This window comes from Arthrobacter sp. USHLN218 (assembly GCF_037144715.1).
Taxonomy (GTDB): domain Bacteria; phylum Actinomycetota; class Actinomycetes; order Actinomycetales; family Micrococcaceae; genus Crystallibacter.
Genome location: NZ_JBBCYT010000005.1, coordinates 117,366 through 133,649 on the forward strand (window position 1 = coordinate 117,366; position 16,284 = coordinate 133,649).

General features: G+C 68.1%; 15 protein-coding genes and 1 tRNA gene. 3 read left to right on the top strand and 13 right to left on the bottom strand.

The genetic code is table 11. The features are described 5' to 3' along the window. Positions 1 to 282: 282 nt before the first annotated feature. The 4 genes from WFH44_RS12910 to panD all read right to left on the bottom strand — a co-directional run bounded on the left by WFH44_RS12910 (position 283) and on the right by panD (position 4,856). On the bottom strand, positions 283 to 1,269 hold the full coding sequence (locus WFH44_RS12910; RefSeq protein ID WP_336714280.1) for a hypothetical protein: 987 nt from the start codon (positions 1,267 to 1,269) through the stop codon (positions 283 to 285). Between the two features lie 362 nt (positions 1,270 to 1,631). Then, positions 1,632 to 3,452 (bottom strand): helicase HerA-like domain-containing protein, encoded by a 1,821-nt coding sequence (locus WFH44_RS12915; RefSeq protein WP_336714281.1) that lies wholly within the window; start codon positions 3,450 to 3,452, stop codon positions 1,632 to 1,634. Positions 3,453 to 3,496: 44 nt separating this feature from the next. Further along, complete coding sequence (locus WFH44_RS12920; protein WP_336714283.1) at positions 3,497 to 4,423, bottom strand: AEC family transporter; 927 nt, start codon at positions 4,421 to 4,423, stop codon at positions 3,497 to 3,499. A 19-nt stretch (positions 4,424 to 4,442) separates the two neighbouring features. Beyond that, entirely contained in the window at positions 4,443 to 4,856 is a 414-nt protein-coding gene (gene panD, locus WFH44_RS12925; RefSeq protein WP_336714284.1) for an aspartate 1-decarboxylase, read from the bottom strand. Between the two features lie 183 nt (positions 4,857 to 5,039). Between panD and WFH44_RS12930 the strand changes: the two genes are divergently transcribed. Beyond that, entirely contained in the window at positions 5,040 to 6,101 is a 1,062-nt protein-coding gene (locus WFH44_RS12930; protein ID WP_336714285.1) for a hypothetical protein, read from the top strand. A 61-nt stretch (positions 6,102 to 6,162) separates the two neighbouring features. Here WFH44_RS12930 and WFH44_RS12935 read toward each other — a convergent pair. From WFH44_RS12935 to WFH44_RS12965, 7 genes are all read right to left on the bottom strand, one after another. Beyond that, positions 6,163 to 6,236: transfer RNA gene (locus tag WFH44_RS12935), tRNA-Gly, on the bottom strand. Between the two features lie 127 nt (positions 6,237 to 6,363). Beyond that, positions 6,364 to 7,620 carry an ABC transporter ATP-binding protein gene (locus WFH44_RS12940; protein ID WP_336714286.1) on the bottom strand — a complete coding sequence of 419 codons (1,257 nt, stop codon included), beginning with the start codon at positions 7,618 to 7,620 and terminating at the stop codon, positions 6,364 to 6,366. A gap of 28 nt (positions 7,621 to 7,648) precedes the next feature. Then, complete coding sequence (locus WFH44_RS12945; RefSeq protein ID WP_336714288.1) at positions 7,649 to 8,488, bottom strand: carbohydrate ABC transporter permease; 840 nt, start codon at positions 8,486 to 8,488, stop codon at positions 7,649 to 7,651. Beyond that, on the bottom strand, positions 8,488 to 9,444 hold the full coding sequence (locus WFH44_RS12950; RefSeq protein WP_336714289.1) for a carbohydrate ABC transporter permease: 957 nt from the start codon (positions 9,442 to 9,444) through the stop codon (positions 8,488 to 8,490). Before WFH44_RS12950 ends, WFH44_RS12945 begins: the two co-directional genes overlap by 1 nt. Next, positions 9,441 to 10,760, bottom strand: coding sequence for a sugar ABC transporter substrate-binding protein (locus tag WFH44_RS12955; protein ID WP_442892907.1), 1,320 nt, complete (start codon positions 10,758 to 10,760; stop codon positions 9,441 to 9,443). Before WFH44_RS12955 ends, WFH44_RS12950 begins: the two co-directional genes overlap by 4 nt. A gap of 154 nt (positions 10,761 to 10,914) precedes the next feature. Further along, positions 10,915 to 12,090, bottom strand: coding sequence for a cation:proton antiporter (locus tag WFH44_RS12960; protein WP_336714292.1), 1,176 nt, complete (start codon positions 12,088 to 12,090; stop codon positions 10,915 to 10,917). Positions 12,091 to 12,096: 6 nt separating this feature from the next. Further along, entirely contained in the window at positions 12,097 to 12,579 is a 483-nt protein-coding gene (locus tag WFH44_RS12965; protein WP_336714294.1) for a cation:proton antiporter regulatory subunit, read from the bottom strand. Between the two features lie 96 nt (positions 12,580 to 12,675). Between WFH44_RS12965 and WFH44_RS12970 the strand changes: the two genes are divergently transcribed. Further along, the gene (locus tag WFH44_RS12970; RefSeq protein ID WP_336714295.1) at positions 12,676 to 13,533 is read left to right on the top strand and encodes a tryptophan 2,3-dioxygenase; all 858 of its coding nucleotides are present in this window, start codon (positions 12,676 to 12,678) and stop codon (positions 13,531 to 13,533) included. 112 nt (positions 13,534 to 13,645) lie between these two features. Here the strand turns inward: WFH44_RS12970 and WFH44_RS12975 are convergent, their stop codons facing one another. Then, positions 13,646 to 15,052 (bottom strand): M15 family metallopeptidase, encoded by a 1,407-nt coding sequence (locus WFH44_RS12975; protein ID WP_336714297.1) that lies wholly within the window; start codon positions 15,050 to 15,052, stop codon positions 13,646 to 13,648. Positions 15,053 to 15,199: 147 nt separating this feature from the next. Here WFH44_RS12975 and dcd point away from each other — a divergent pair, with 147 nt between their 5' ends. Further along, entirely contained in the window at positions 15,200 to 15,781 is a 582-nt protein-coding gene (dcd, locus tag WFH44_RS12980; protein WP_262104028.1) for a dCTP deaminase, read from the top strand. Here the strand turns inward: dcd and WFH44_RS12985 are convergent. Further along, a complete protein-coding gene (locus tag WFH44_RS12985) occupies positions 15,778 to 16,272 on the bottom strand; it encodes a ribosomal maturation YjgA family protein (protein WP_336714298.1) in 495 nt (164 codons plus the stop codon). The genes dcd and WFH44_RS12985 overlap by 4 nt on opposite strands. Positions 16,273 to 16,284 lie beyond the last annotated feature (12 nt).

The following is a 16,284-nucleotide window of genomic DNA, read 5'->3' on the forward strand; positions in this document are numbered from 1 at the left end:
CGCTCAGGCGAGGTCCCGGCCGAGGTGCGTTCGGCAAAGACGCCCCCCTGCAGATCGAGGTACCGTTTCCGCCTGGCGGTCCTGAGGCGGTGGAGGTGCCCAGATAAGCTGCCCCCCCTAGTTGCCGAGGCACTTCGATAGCTGAGGCACTTCGGCACGCTATCGCAGGTACGTTATTGCAGCCCGCTTGAATATTTGCCCATGGAACGACCTTCGTGGTCACAGCGCTGATTCCTCACCCTGCCGAATGGCTGGACGCAAAGGTGTCCGGACGGCTGCGTCTCAGTATTCGACGACGGGTGTCAGAGTCACGTTGCCGTCATTGACGGAGAGGCTGCCCGTGAAGTTGAACTCTTCCTCCAGCTTCTGCGGCTCCGCGGCTCCCGTAAACAGATCGATCTCAACAACGTCGAGCTCGGCCGTACCGGTCAGGGGCTCCATGACCCATGTGCCGTTGCTGGGATTGATAGCCACCTTGGGATACTTGGTGACCTCCCAGTCGATGCTGTCATCCTGGACCCGGTCCATCGACGCGCTGAAGGGGCAGCCTGCCGGCTGCAGCACGGCCTGCTCTGCGCATCCGTCCAGGAACCCGCGAACCTGCTTGTCCACCTCGTCGACCAGCTTCTTGGTCGCCTTGGTCTCCAGCGACAGCCGGGCCTCGCCCTCCTGCTCGGGATCCGTCAGCACCGACTCCTCCGCGGGCGCAGCAAAGAACTCGCTCGTGAAGTGCGCCTCGAACGAGCCGGGGTAGAAGACGGCGAACTTGTTCTTGCCCTCGGGCAGGGAAACGCGCGTGCCGTTCAGCGATGCCTCGTTTTCGTTGACCACGCCGACCTCGACCGTGGGCAGCTCCGTCGGAACGAACCGCCATCGGTCGAAGAACAGCCAGCTCGTGCCGGACTTCTCCAGTTCGAACGACGTGGTGTGGGGCGTCCCCTCAATCGTGTAGCTCGCCGGCACCTCGACGCGGTCGCCGTCCATGTGCACGGGGTCGCCGACTTCGAGGTCGCTGATATCCGCGACGGACTGCTTCAGTGGCGCGCCGTCGAGCAGCGCGGCATTCGCGTCCGGAACCTTGGCGCGGAGCAGCCCGAGCGCCTTGGCGCCGTCACCGTCCTTGAGCGCGTCGAAGTACGCGTGGACCTGGTGCTGCGGGCTGTAAACCTTGGCATTCACAATGACAATCGTCACGACGGCGGCGGCTACAGCGAGCATGAGGCAGAGCAGCCAAGCAGCTGCCGTCCGGAGGACCGTCGAATTTCCCACCCTCTTACGTTACCTGTTGGGCTGAAGGAAGCCTTGGCGCGTGTGAGGTACATTACGACGGCGGTGGCGGGGGCGGCGGTGCGCTGGATGTCCCGCCGGGGAACGGGCGTGACAGCGGTGGCGGGGTCGGCGGTGCGGCAGGAGTTCCGCCGGGGAACGGGCGTGACAGCGGTGGCGGGGTCGGCGGTGCGGCAGGAGTTCCGCCGGGGAACGGGCGTGACAGCGGTGGCGGGGTCGGCGGTGCGGCGGGAATTCCGCCGGGGCACGGGCGTGACAGCGGTGGCGGGGTCGGCGGTGCGGCGGGAATTCCGCCACGGAACCGGGTGCGACGGCGGTTGCGGGCTCTGGGCGGACCGGCACCGTCAGCGGCGGCGCCGGCGGGTGCCGAAGAGGCCGCGCATGAGTTCACGGCCGAGTACGGTTGCGGCCTGCATGGCGACGTCCTTGATCATGTCGGCCGTCTCTTCTTTCTCCGGTGCCTGGCGAGGCTCTGCCTGCCGCGGCGAACCGGAGCGGCCTCGCGAACCTCGAGCGGACTCGGCGGGACCGGCCGTCGGGCCGGGGGGAGCGGGCTGGGGGAGCGGGGCCGGCGGGGCGGACTGCGGGTATGGCGCCGGGCGGCTTGAGGGCCGGCCGAGGATGTCTTCTTCGATCCTGCGGGCCTCGGCATCGATCTCGGCCGGCGTGGGCTGGCGGGCGCCCGCGGGACCGGCAGGGCCGGAACCTGCCGGGCCGGAACCTGCCGGGCCGGAACCGGCAGCGCCGGTTTGGGAGGCGTCGGCCGGAGCCGGCTCCGCCGTCGTCGTACTTCCCGTGACGGCGGCGGAGGCCGGTATTCCGCTCAGTTTTTCGTACGCGGAGCGGCTGTCCACGGCCGGACCGTAGACCGCCAGCAGCGGCGAATTCCGGACGAGGCTGTCGACGCTCTCCGCGGGCGAGGGGCCGATGGTCGATTGCGGTGCGCACATACGGGTCAGGGCCACCGGCGTCGGCGCGCCCCGCTCGTTCATGACGGTCACGACGGCTTCGCCGATGCCGGCGCTGGTGAGCACTTCCTCCAAGTCGTAGTCGCTCATGGGAAAGGTCGAGACGGTGGCCTTGAGTGCCTTGGCGTCGTCCGGAGTGAAGGCGCGCAGCGCGTGTTGGATGCGGTTGGCGAGTTGCCCGAGCACTTCGGAGGGCACGTCCTTGGGCGTCTGGGTCACGAAGAAGATGCCGACACCCTTGGACCGGATCAGCCGGACCGTGGTCGTAACGGATTCCAGGAAGGCCTTGGAGGCGCCGCGGAACAACAGGTGTGCCTCGTCGAGGAAGAAGACCAGCTTGGGCTTGTCCAAGTCGCCCACCTCGGGAAGCTCCGCGAACAGATCGGCCAGCAGCCACATCAGGAACGTCGAGAAGAGGGCCGGCTTGCCTTGCAGCGTCGGCAGTTCCAGGCAGGAAATGATGCCGCGGCCGTCCTCGGCCGTGCGCAGGAGTTCGCCCGTTTCGAACTCGGTCTCGCCGAAGAATTTGTCCATGCCCTGGGCCTCGAGGGAGACGAGTTCGCGGAGGATGACCCCGGCGGTGGATTTGGAGAGCCCGCCCAGCGACTCGAGCTGCTCCTTGCCGTCGTCGGACACCAGGAACTGGATGACCGCACGTAGGTCCGCAAGGTTGTAGAGCTCCAAGTCGTTCTTGTCCGCGTAGTGGAACACGAGCTGAAGGCTGGACTCCTGGGTCTCATTCAGGTCCATCACGCGGGCCAGCAGCAGCGGGCCGAAATCTGAGACGCGGGCACGCACCGGTACGCCTTTGCCGTCGCCGCCAAGGCTGAAGTATTCCACCGGGAACGCGCTCGAGGTCCAGTTCTGCCCGATGCTCTGCGTCCGCGTGGTGAGCTTGGCGCTGCCTGCCGCGGGTGTGGAGAGCCCGGTCAGGTCGCCCTTGATATCTGCGAGGAACACGGCCACGCCCTGGGCGCTAAGCTGCTCGGCGATGACCTGCAGCGTGACGGTCTTGCCGGTGCCGGTGGCCCCGGCCACCAGCCCGTGCCGGTTCATCATCGCCAGCGGCAGCCGGACGGGAGCATCCGCGTAGGTGGTGTCGCCCACCATCGCCGCGCCAAGGTGCACTGCCGGCCCCTCGAACCGGTAGCCCTGTCGGATTTTTTCCACGTGGTCGGCAGCCTCGAGTTTCGCCATGAGTGCAGACTACACAGCATCGTCCGGAAGGACACCGGGTTGGTTCAGGCGAGCAACCCGGCCAGCACCATCATCGCCGGCACCGCGGCAATCGTGGTCAGCAGCACCGTGTCCTTGGCTATCACCACACCGCTTTCGTAGCGCTGCGCGGTGACAAAGACGTTCTGCGCGCTGGGCAAGGCCGCGAGGACGACGGCGGAGAACAGCAGGTGCCCCTCCATCCCCAGCGCGTACCGCGCGACGACGTAGGCGACGGCCGGCTGCAGGAGCAGCTTCAGCGCAGAGCCCAGCAGCACATCCTTGCGGCGGCCGCCGTTGGCCTGCAGCGGCTTGGACCCGTTGAGGGAAATACCGAAGGCCATCAGCATCGCGGGGACCGCGGCGCCGCCGATCAGCCGGATCGGTTCCATCACCACCTCGGGCAACTGCCAGCCGGTGGCGGCCAGGACCAGGCCGATCGCCGTGCCGATCAGGATCGGATTCCGCACGATCTGCACCAGGAAGCTGAAAACCGTGGTGCGGTGCCGGCTGGTGGTGGAATCCAGCGCCATCAGGAACAGCGGCGAGAAGAACGCCAGCTGGAAGATCAGCACGGGTGCGACGAGCGTTGCGTCGCCCAGCACGTAGGCCGCGACCGGGATGCCCAGGTTCGCGGAGTTCACCAGCGACGCCGACATTGCACCGATGAGCCCCTCGGAGATGCCGCGTTTGAACCAGAGCCGGACCACCGCGAGGTAGACCAGGGCCACCACCACGGCGCTGGCGGCAGCCACGATGAGCGTGCTGGAGAAAATGACCTCGAGATCGGATTCGCTCAGCGTCTCCAGCAGCAGGCACGGACTGGCCACGAAGAAGGCGAGCCGGCTCAGCGCCAGGCTGCCGCCCGGTCCGAGCAGATTGCCCCGGCCGACGGCAAAGCCGACGAGGATGATGGTCCAGACAACGGAGAACCCGGCGATGACCCCCAGCACGGCGCGGCGTTCGCAGCCGCTACTTGACGGCGAACGGCGGGCGCAGAAGCCCTTCCGTGATGGCCTCGGCCGGATCCGCCCCGAGCTCGACGATCTTGTTCGCGGCGTCCACATGCACCACCTTCGGCACGTAGGCCTTCGCCTCGTCCGTGGTCATGTCCGCGTAGGTGATCAGGATGACCATGTCGCCCTGGTGCACCAGGTGGGCTGCCGGGCCGTTGATGCCCATGACGCCGGAACCGCGTTCGCCCGCGATCGTGTACGTTTCCAGCCGGGCGCCGTTCGTCACGTCCACGATGGACACCAGCTCGCCGGGCAGGATGTCCGCGGCGTCGAGCAGGTCAAGATCCACCGTTACGGAGCCCACGTAATGCAGGTCGGCATGCGAGACGGTGGCGCGGTGGATCTTCGACTTAAACATCTTCCGGTTCATCGGTCCACAGTCTAGTCCGTGTCCGCCGCGGCAACTATGACCGCGCGCACAGCATGTCCGCCTAGGTGAACCGCGCGGCCCTGCTGGCCTGGCCCCAGGCCCGGGTTTACGCTGGAGGCTGAGGCGGCCGGCCTGCTGCGGCAGGCGCAACGGCCAACGAACCGACCGGAGCGGGAGGCCCTGATGAGCACGAATGCGCAGGACAAGAACGACGGCGGTACGCGCCGCAGTGACGGAAATTCGACCGGCGATGCGGGCGGCGAAGTCCGGCCCGGCGAGCGGGCGGCGGCATCCGGCCGGATGACCGAGCCCGAGACCGCGCCGCAGACCACGGTGCTGGGGACACAGGGAGGCTCCGGGCCAACCGGCGCCGCAACCGGCGCCGGGAGAGATGAAACGACGGTGCTGGATACTCCGGGCCGGGCGGGCGGCGGGACGGCCGCGGGCTCCAATGACACCACGGTGCTCGGCACTGCGGGCCGGACGGGGACGGGCGCAGGTGCTGCGGGGACTTCCAACGACACCACTGTGCTGGGGACGTCGGCGGCAGGGGCGGGCGCTGCGGGTGCTGCGGGCTCGGGCGCGCGGCGGCAGCGCCTGAGCGCCGAGCGGCAGCTGGACGATGAGCGCTCCTACTCGGACACCAGCGCGTACCGGCCCGTCACGCCGCTGGACCGGGACACGATGTACGTCAACCAGCGCCAGGCCTACGGCGGCGTCAAGGTCGGCTCCGCCTTCTTCGGCTGGCTCAGCGCCGCCGCCCTGACGGTGCTGCTCTTTTCGATCGCCGCCGGCGTCGTCGCGGCCGTCGGCTACAACAGCGGCGCGCTGCCGCAGGATCCGCGGTCCCTGGCGTCCGACACCAACAGTGCGCTGGGCATCACGGCCATTGTTGTCGCGTTGGTGCTGTTGTTTATCGCCTACTTCGGCGGGGGCTACGTGGCGGGCCGGATGGCGCGCTTCGACGGACTGCGGCAGGGCCTGGCCGTGTGGGTGTGGGCGCTCGTGATGGCCGTGATCGCCACGGTGATCGGGCTGGCCACGGGCGGCATGGACCTGGTCAACACCGTCACCGGCAGCGCTGCCCTGACTTCCATGGTGCAGGACTTGTCTGTTCCGGGCCTGATCACCCTCGGCGTGGTACTGCTGGTCACGCTGGCCGGCGCGCTGCTCGGCGGCCTCGCCGGAATGCGATTCCACCGCAAGGTGGACCGTGCCGGGTTCGAGACCCACGAAGAGTTCTAGGGAAAATCAGTTCCCCCAACGTTGAAAGGCCCTGCCGCCGGCAGGGCCTTTCAACGTTCTGTGGAGCGGGCGACGGGAATCGAACCCGCGTATCAAGCTTGGGAAGCTAGCGCTCTACCATTGAGCTACGCCCGCCTGCGTTATCCGTGACAGGAATTCCGGCCCGAACAACGAGGTCCAGCTTACAACACCACGGCGGCGGGCCTGAACCGTGACATGCCGGTACGGTCCAGGCCCCGACGAGGAGGGCTGCGGGTCGGCATCAGACGTTGGCCCGGTCCCTCCCTCGTGCGTCGGCGATTTCCTCGGCCCGGGCGGCGTTGGCTTCCTCGGTCAGGGCGGCCCCGGCGGCCGCGTCGCGGGTGAGGTTCTCGCCGGTCTCGGGATCGAACAGATGCAGCTTCCGGGTGTCCAGCCAGAGCTCGGCGGGCCGGCCGCCGCGGATCCGGCTGGCCGCGTCCAGGGTGACCACGATCTGCGGGCGCAGCTCGTCTGCGTCCATGTCGCGGGCCAGTCCGTCGAGCAGGGACCGCACCTCCGGGTCGGGATCGAAGTTGATGTAGCCGTACTGTTCGTTGCCGAGCCACTCGGTGTGCGTCAGCTCGGCGGTGAAGGTGGAGCCGTGGGGGAGTTTGGCCTCGTCCACCAGAGAGGCGTCCTCGAAGAATTCCGGGCGGACGCCGACCAGGACAAGGCGTTTGCCGTCGATCGCGGCGGCCTTGCGGGAGTCGACCTCGATGTCCCCGATGGCGGTCTTCAGGACGTTGCCGGAGACCGTGGCCGGAACGAAGTTCATGGAGGGCGAGCCGATGAAGCCGGCCACGAACAGGTTGACCGGCTGCTCGTACAGCTCCCGCGGCGAGGCGATCTGCTGCAGCACCCCCTTCTTCAGGACCGCGACCCGGTCGCCGAGGGTCATGGCTTCCGTCTGGTCGTGCGTGACGTAAACGGATGTGACGCCCAGGCGGCGCTGCATCTGCGAGATTTCCGAACGCATCTGACCGCGCAGCTTGGCGTCGAGGTTGGAGAGCGGCTCGTCGAAGAGGAAGGCGTCGGCCTGCCGAACGATGGCCCGGCCCATGGCGACGCGCTGGCGCTGGCCGCCGGAGAGGTTGCCCGGCTTGCGCTCGAGATGGTCCGTCAGCTCGAGGGTCTTGGCGGCGTCCGTGACGAGCCGGCGGATGTCATCCTCGCTGTGCTTGCCCTTTCCGAGCCGGAGCGGGAAGGCGATGTTCTCGAAGACCGTCAGGTGCGGATAGAGGGCGTAGTTCTGGAACACCATGGCCAGGTTGCGGTCCCGCGGGGCCTTCTCGTTGACCCGCTGGCCGTCGATCAGCAGGTCCCCGGAGGTGATGTCCTCCAGGCCCACGATCATGCGCAGCAGCGTCGACTTGCCGCAGCCGGAAGGGCCCACGAGGATGATGAACTCGCCGTCGGCGATGTCGATGCTGACATCGTTGACCGCGGGGAACCCGTCCCCGTACTGCTTGACGAGATGGTTGAGGGTGATCGATGCCATGGCTTCGGCTACCTTTCTGTGGCGCGGGTCAGCCCTTGACGGCGCCCTGGGTCAGGCCTGAGACGATCTGGCGCTGGAACAGCAGCACCAGCAGGACGATGGGGATGGTGACGATGATGGCGGCGGCGGAGATCGCGCCGACCGGGGCCTCGAACTGGGAGGCGCCGGTGAAGAAGGCCAGCGCCGCGGGTACCGGCCGGGCGGCCTCCGTTGAGGTGAGCGAGATGCCGTACACGAAGTCGTTCCACGCGATGAAGAAGGCGATGATCGCCGTCGTAAATACCCCCGGCGCGGCCAGCGGCACGATGGCCTTGCGGAACGCCTGCCAGGTGGTGGCGCCATCGACCTGCGCCGCCTGCTCCAGTTCCCACGGGATCTGGCGGAAGAACGCCGCCAGGGTCCAGATGGAGATCGGCAGGGTCAGCGACAGGTAGGGGATGATCAGGCCGGGCCAGGTGTCGTAGAGGCCGATGTTGCGCCAGAGGTTGAACAGCGGCGTGACGATCGAGATGACCGGGAAGATGGACACCGCCAGTGCCGTGGTCAGGATGAGCTTCTTCCCCGGGAAGTCCAGCCGCGCGATGGCGTAGGCGCAGAGCGTGGCCAGCACGACGGCGATGAAGGTGGCGATGAGGGCGATGCCGATCGAGTTCCAGAGCGAGCTGAGGAACAGTTCCTGCGCGTCGCCGACCAGGATCTCCTGGTAGTTCACGCTGCTCCAGTTCGTGGGCAGGAACTTGCCGGAGGTCAGGTCGCTGGGCTCCTTGAACGAGGTCGCCAGGATGGAGGCCACCGGGAAGAGCGCGTACAGCAGCACGAGGATCGAGATGACGGTCCAGACCAGCCGTTCCTTGGTCCTGCTTTTCATTATTTACCCCCTCGGGCGCCGGCGAGGTCGACTTTGAAGAGCTTGATCGCGATGAAGCAGATCAGCAGCACGCAGATGAACAGCAGCACCGATACCGCTGAGCCCAGTCCGATTTCGAGGCGGCTGATGGAGGTGCGGTAGGCCAGCAGCGAGAGCACCTCCGTGCCGAACGCGCCGTTGGTCATGATGAAGACGTTGTCGAAGATCCTGAAGGCGTCGAGGGCCCGGAACAGCACGGCCACCATGATGGCCGCCTTCATGTTCGGCAGGATCACCCGGCTCATCCGCTCCCACCAGGTGGCGCCGTCCACCTCCGCGGCCTCTGTCAGCTCGTCCGGCACCTGGGCCAGTCCGGCCAGCAGCAGCAGCGAGATGAACGGCGTGGTCTTCCAGATTTCCGAGGCCATGATGACGAACAGGGAGGTGCCGCCCTGGGCGAACCAGTTCAGGTCCGGATCGATGCCGGGGACCCAGTCGAACCAGTTGTTGATGAAGCCGGAGTTGATGTCGAAGGCGTAGAACCAGGCGAAGGCCGAGACCACGGTGATGATGCCGTAGGGCACCAGGATCGCGGTGCGGAGCAGGCCGCGCACCGACTTCAGCGCCTTGTGCATCACCAGCGCGAGGGCGAAGCCGAGGATGAGTTCGACGACGACGGTGATCACCGTGATGAGCAGCGTCACGCCGAGGTCGCGCCACCAGACCTGGTCGGTGAGGATCGTGGCATAGTTGCCGAGGCCGATGAACTCGCGCTCGTCCGGCGCCGTGAGGCGGTAGTTGAAGAGCGAGTCGAAGACCGCCTGCAGGATCGGGTAGGCGGTGACGGCCAGCATGACCACGAAGGCCGGGCCGGCCAGCAGCCAGCCGAGCCGGCGCTCCGCCTTGGCCCGGTCGCTGAACTGCGGCGGCGGCTTCTGCACGGTCTGCGGGCGGGCGGGTTTCACGGAGGTACTCACAGCAGGTTCTCCCCTCTGAGCACTGATGTGATGAAGTCTGCGGTGGTCCCGGGCGTGGTTTGCGGGTCCACGGCGGACGGCGGCGTCCAGCGCTGCTGCAGGCTCGTGGTGACTTCGTTGTAGTAGGGCGTCTGCGGCCGCGGGGCGGACTGCTCCAGGGATTCGCGGATGGTGTCCGCCATCGGGAACTTCTCCTTGATGGCCGGGTCCTTGTAGGCCTCCGTGTTCGACGGCGGATTGCCGTTGGTCACGAAGTATTCCGCCTGGTTTTCCGGAGACACGATGCATTCGATGGCCTGGTACGCCAGGTCCGGGTGCTCGCTGTCCGCGCCGACGCCGAGGTTGATGCCGCCGAGCGGGGGCCGTGCTTCCTCGCCGGCGTTCACCTCGGGGTAGAGGGTCCAGCCGATGTCGTCGATCAGGGACTTGTCCAACGATCCGGATTCGACGGCGGCGTTGGTGGCGGGCCAGACGAAGGGCCAGTTCACCATGAAGGAGCCCTTGTCGCCCTGGAACAGGATCATCGAGTTGTTCTCGTCCTGGGTGGGAAGGCCGGGGCTGCCCAGCCCGTCCTTGCCGATGGTGGAGATGATCTCGGCCGCCTTGATGCCGGCATCCGAGGTCAGGCCGAGCCGGATCTCGTCGCCGGGAGCCTCGGGGTTCTCGATGATCTGTCCGCCTCCGGACTCGACCAGCGCGTTGATCCAGACCGTCATCGATTCGCCGCGCTGCCCCTGGACGCCAAGGTACTTGTCCTGGCTTTCGGCGGCCTTGATGAGCTGGTCCCACGTGACCGGTTTGCTCATGTCCAGCCCGGCGGCCTCCGCCACCGACTTGCGGTACCAGAGCAGCTGGGTGTTGGCCCAGAACGGGACGGTGACCAGCTTGTCCTTCCAGCGGGCTCCGGCGAGGGCGCCGTCGACCACGTTCGCGGTGGTCCGCTGCGCGACGTCCTCCGGGACCGGCGCGAGGAAGCCCGGCTCGGCGAGTTCGGGGATGAACGGCGGGTCCAGGCTCATGATGTCCAGCGAGGAATCGCCGGCGGCCAGGCGCCGGGCCAGCTGCTCGCGCTGGGAGGCCGCCTCGTTGGGCAGCAGCGACGTTTCGATCCGGTAGGCACCGTTGGATGCCTCGGTGCACTTTTGCGCAATGGCTTCCTGGCCCCCGTCGTCGGGGTTGATGTACCAGGTCAACGTGGGCGGGCCTTCTTCTGGCGCGCACCCGGTTAACAGCATCGCGCCCAAAGCCAGCGTCACGCCGGCCAGGGCGCGGGGTCTATTTCGGCCCGTGGATTGTGGCCTCTCCGCTCGCGGCATAAATATCGCGCCTCCACCTCGTTGTAGGACGTCGGGGCGGCTGTGCGCCCGGTCACTCCTAAGTAGCCTTGCCAATCAGACCTTATGCCCGGAAACGGAATTTCGGCTAGTCACAGGCCCAATCCGCAACCGAAAAGATGCGCAGTGGCGAAAGTCAGCGCGCGATTTCCGGCTCGCGGGCCAGCCGGCGGACGAGCGGTTCGGCGAAGCGTGCGACCACCGGACCCGCCACGGCGGTCAGCATGACGTAGGCCGTGACCAGCGCGGCCAGCTGTCCGTCGATGGCACCCGACGCCACGGCCAGCCCGGCGATGACGATGGAGAATTCGCCGCGGGCAATCAGGGTGGTGCCGGCGCGCAGCTGGCCCCAGCGGCCGATGCCGCTGCGCCGCGCCGCCCAGGTTCCGGTGGCCATCTTCGTTGCTGCCGTCGCCACGGCCAGCAGCACGGCCCAGCCCAGCACCGGCGGAATAGTGGCCGGATCGGTGTTGAGGCCGAAGACCACGAAGAACATGGCGGCGAAGACGTCCCGCAGCGGCTCCAGCACCCGCACGGCGTTCTCCGCCGTCGACCCCGAAATCGCGATGCCCAGCAGGAAGGAGCCCACGGCGGCCGAGACCTGCAGGGTCGAGGCGATCCCGGCCACAAGGAGCGCGGCGCCGATGAGCCGGAGGAGGAAGGTCTCCTGGTCCGGGCTGTGGATCCAGGAGGAAATGCGGTGCCCGTGCCGCAGCGCCAGCAGCAGGACCGCAGAGACGACCAGCAGCGAGATCCCCACGGCCTGCAGGCCGCCGAGGAAGCTGGCCCCGGCGAGCACGGCCGTCAGGATCGGCAGGTAGACGGCCATGGTCAGGTCTTCCAGCACCAGGATGGAGAGGACCGTCGGCGTCTCGCGGTTGCCCAGCCTGCCCAGGTCGGTCAGCACCTTGGCGGCGATGCCGGAGGAGGAAATGTAGGTCACCCCACCGAGCACCATGGCGCCGACCCCGCCCCAGCCGAACATCAGCGCCACGGCGGCGCCGGGGGTGAAGTTGAGGACCAGGTCCGCCAGCCCGGCCTGCCACGCCTGGCCGAGGCCGGTGACCAGCTCCTTGGCCGTATATTCCAGGCCGAGCATGAGCAGCAGCAGGACCACGCCGATCTCGCTGGCGATGTGGCCGAATTCGGCGATGCCGCCGAACTCGATGAGTCCGCCGTGGCCGAAGGCCAGCCCGCCGAGCAGGTAGAGCGGAACAGGCGACATGCCCATCCGTGCGGCAATGCGGCCCAGCAGGCCGAGGCCCAGGAAGATGATCCCGAGTTCGAGCAGCGCAACCGTCGTGCCGCCCATGGCGGCTCAGCTTCCGTTCAGAATGGCCGCGGCGGCGGCCAGGCCTTCGTCGGTCCCGACGATGACCAGGACGTCCTCGGCCCGCAGCTCCTCCGACGGCGCCGGAGAAGGCAGGATCTCGCCCGCCCGGGCGATGGCGACGATCGAGGCACCGGTGCTGCTGCGGATGTGCGCGTCGCCCAGGGACCGCCCGGCGAACGGCGAATTCCGGGTCAGCGGCACCTGTATGGTCCTGATGCCCGGCAGTTCGCGGTGCTCTTCGCTGAGCTGGGCCACCAGTTGGGGACCGCCCAGGAGGCTGCCCAAGGTGGCCGCCTCCTGCACGCTCAGCGGGATCGACGCCAGGCACGCATCCGGGTCGTCCAGCTTGGAGACAATCAGCTCGGTCTCCCCGTCGCGGTGGATGACAATCCCCACTCGGCGGCCGGAGTCGAGCACCAGTTCACGTCTGACCCCGATGCCCGGCAGGGGAGTCTCTTCCACGTCCATGGCACCACTTTAGACGGCACCGGGGCACCCGCGGCAGCGGCGCGTACGCTGGAACCAAACCGCCAGGCAGCCACGCCGGACCGACAATGGAGCGCCATGTCCGTGGAGAAGAACACCCGCAGCTTCGAGCAGGGGATCGAGACCGATTTTTCGGACAAGATGAGCTACGGTTCCTACCTGAAACTGGACCTCCTGCTGGCCGCCCAGCAGCCGGTCAGCCGCCCCGAGCACCACGACGAGCTGCTGTTCATCATCCAGCATCAGGCCACCGAGCTCTGGTTCAAGCTCATCCTGCACGAGCTGCGCGCGGTACGGGCCGAGCTGCGCGCCGACGACCTGCGCCAGGCGATGAAGGGCATCGCCCGGGTCAAGCACATCCAGCGCACGCTCACGGAGCAGTGGTCCGTGCTGGCCACGCTGACCCCCTCCGAGTACGCGCAGTTCCGCGGCGACCTCGGCGCGTCCTCCGGTTTCCAGTCCTGGCAGTACCGCGCGGTGGAGTTCCTGCTGGGCAACAAGAACCCGGCGATGCTGAAGGTCTTCGCGGCGGACCGGGCCGCCCACGACCTGCTCTCGGACCTGCTCGACGCGACGAGCATCTACGACGAGTTCCTGGCCCTGCTGCACCGGCGCGGCTACGCGGTGCCTCCCGCCGTGCTCGAGCGCGACGTCCGCGAGGCCCACGTGTTCAGCCCGGAACTGGTGGCCGCGTTCAAGTACATCTACGAGAACACGCATGACAACTGGGACGTCTACGAGGCGTGCGAGGAACTCGTGGACCTGGAGGAGAATTTCCAGCTCTGGCGCTTCCGGCACCTGAAGACGGTGGAGCGCACCATCGGCTACAAACCCGGCACCGGCGGCTCCACCGGCGCGGCCTTCCTGCAGAAGGCGCTGGAGCTGACGTTCTTCCCCGAACTGCTCGCAGTCCGCACCGAGATCGGCCGCCCCTGAACGGACAGGCACCCGAGCGGACATCGAGTACGACGGCGCGGGCGCACCTTTCGCGCGCCAGGCGCGGTTCCGCCGTCGTACTCCACGCTGCCGGCACCCGGGCGGGCGCGGGTCAGCGGAAGACGTTGTAGCCGCTGTAACCGGAGCCCTCCTGGCTGCGGGTGCCGAAGCGGCCGGCGGCGTAGGGGTAGTAGCGCAGGGTGCCGTCCTTGAACTTCGCCATGAAGCCGGTCGAGCCGGACGCGGCATAGCCGTAGAGCGGGGTGAAGGAGGAAACCTTGTCCCAGCCGCTGCCGCCGATCTGCCTGCGCGCCGACGCGGACGTGCTGACCGAGCCCGTGCCGTTGCCCGGATAGACGTACAGCTCTCCGGTCCGGCGCGCCGCGACGATGTCCTGCCTGCCGTCCTGGTTCCAGTCCAGCAGGGTCGGCCGGTAGGCGCCCCAGCCGCGGCTGAAGGCCTTGCCGGCGGAGAGTCCTGCGCCGGAGCCGTTGCGGTAGTAGAACAGGGAGCCGTCGGACCAGCGCTTGGCGACCACGCCCGGGTAGCGGTCCGCCGACACCCAGTTGCCGGCGGTGATGTCGAAGCGGGCGAAGCCGCTGCCGACCTGCCGCGGGGCCTGGAAGCCGCCGCCGGCCTTGCCGTAGTTGACCAGCAGCCGGCCGTCCTTCATCTGCAGGAGCAGGTCGATGGTGCCGTCGCGGTTCCAGTCCACCGTGGTGCCGGTCCTGACGCCGCCGTAGGCGGTGTCGATCCGCACCCGCGCGTGGAGCCGTCCCGCGCCGCCGGGATAGCGCCAGAGCTCGCCCGCGGTGTCCGCGGCGAGGACGTCGGCATAGCTGCGCACGCTCGGCTTGCCCAGGACGTAGTAGTGCTCCATCGTCGGGATCTTCTTGGAGCGCATCTCGGTGGCCAATGAGACGCCGACGTAGCGCAGGTGCCAGGGCTCGTAGGTGTAGCCGGTGGTGGCCTCGTAGCCCTTGGGGTAGCGGATGATGAAGCCGTACTTGTAGGCATTGGCCGCCACCCACTTCCCGGCCGCGGTGTCGCCGAAGCAGGCGGCCAGGCCGCAGGAGCCGCTGGCGAGCCCGACGTCCACGGCCAGCCCGGTCTGGTGTTCGCTGTAGCCCGGCCGCGCGGAGATCCGGTCCGCGTAGGCCTTGCCGTACGTCTGGACGTAGTAGCTGTAGAGGTCGCGCTGCTGCGTGTAGGAGCGGTAAGCGCTGACGACGGCGATGGAGTGTCCGGCGTTGGCCGCCCCCGTGAAGAGGCCGGAGAGCTTGGACCTCACGTCCGAGCGCATCCGGTACCCGGTGCCCTTCCAGCTCACCAGGGACGGCGTGTACTTGGCCGGGCTCAGCGGGTGGTCCTTGTTGACCAGGACCCTGCTGCTTCCCGGATCCCGGACCGGTTCGGCGGCTCCGGCAGGAGCCGCGGCGAACAGGGAGAGGACCAGGACGGCGGCGGTGGCGAACGCCGCCAGCATGGGCCGAAGACGGCGCGGCGGTGCGGTGGTCATGCGTGTTACCCCCTGGGGTTGCCTTGCGGCGCAGCTGTGTTCCCATCTTGGCACCGGCCGGGTGGGGAGGGACAGCTTTTCTGAAGTGTTGCGAGGCCGCGGCGGACGGATTCAAGGGCCGCCTGGCGGATGCGATATTTTTGGATGGTGCTGATCTCAGACCGGGATATCCGGAAAGAAATCGATGCCCGGCGCATCGTCCTGGAACCCTACCTGCCGGAGATGGTCCAGCCGTCCAGCGTGGACGTGCGGATCGACCGGTTCTTCCGGCTCTTCGACAACCACAAATACGCCCACATCGATCCGCAGCTGGAACAGCCCGAGCTGACCCGGCTGGTCGAGGTGGATCCGGACGAGCCCTTCATCCTGCATCCCGGCGAGTTCGTGCTCGGCTCCACCTATGAGACGGTCACCCTGCCGGACGACGTCGCCGCCCGCCTCGAGGGCAAGTCCTCGCTGGGCCGGCTTGGCCTGCTGACCCACTCCACCGCCGGCTTCATCGATCCGGGGTTCTCGGGGCACGTGACGCTGGAGCTGTCCAACATGGCCACCCTGCCGATCAAGCTGTGGCCCGGTTCCAAGATTGGCCAGCTCTGCTTCTTCCGCCTGTCCTCCCCGGCCGAGTACGCCTACGGATCCGGCCAGTACGGAAACCGCTACCAGGGGCAGCGGGGGCCGACGGCGTCGCGCAGCCACCTGAACTTCCACCGCACCAGGATCGAGCGCTAGGCTCTCCGCCCGGTCCGGGACTGTGCCGTCGTAGACTGCGCCGCCCGGCGTTTCGCCTTCCCGGCCGCCGCGGAAATGCCCGCGTCGGCGGCGAATCCGACGGCGGAGCCCGCGGCGTAGGCCGCCAGGTCGGCGGGTCCGAACGTGGTTCCGAAGACCAGCCGGAACGGGGGCCAGGCGGAGGCCAGAGCGGCGGGGATCCCCGTGAGCTGGAAGAGCTCTATGGCCGTGCAGGCGATGAGCGCCGCGAGTGCGATCGGCAGCCGGGGCTTCCGCGGGAGCAGGAAGGCGATCGCCACGTAGACCATCACGGCGTACAGCGCGTCTCCCGCCGGGCCGGCCCAAGCGGGCGCGCCGAAGCCGCGGACCGACAGGCCGAGCACGATCGTTGCCGCCCCCGCGGCCAGGAGCGCCGCGCGCCTACGCCCGGCACCCCGGCCTGAGCCCGTCCCGCGGGCAGCCGCCACTGCACCGTCTGCTGCTCCGTGCACCGCGCCGTCCAC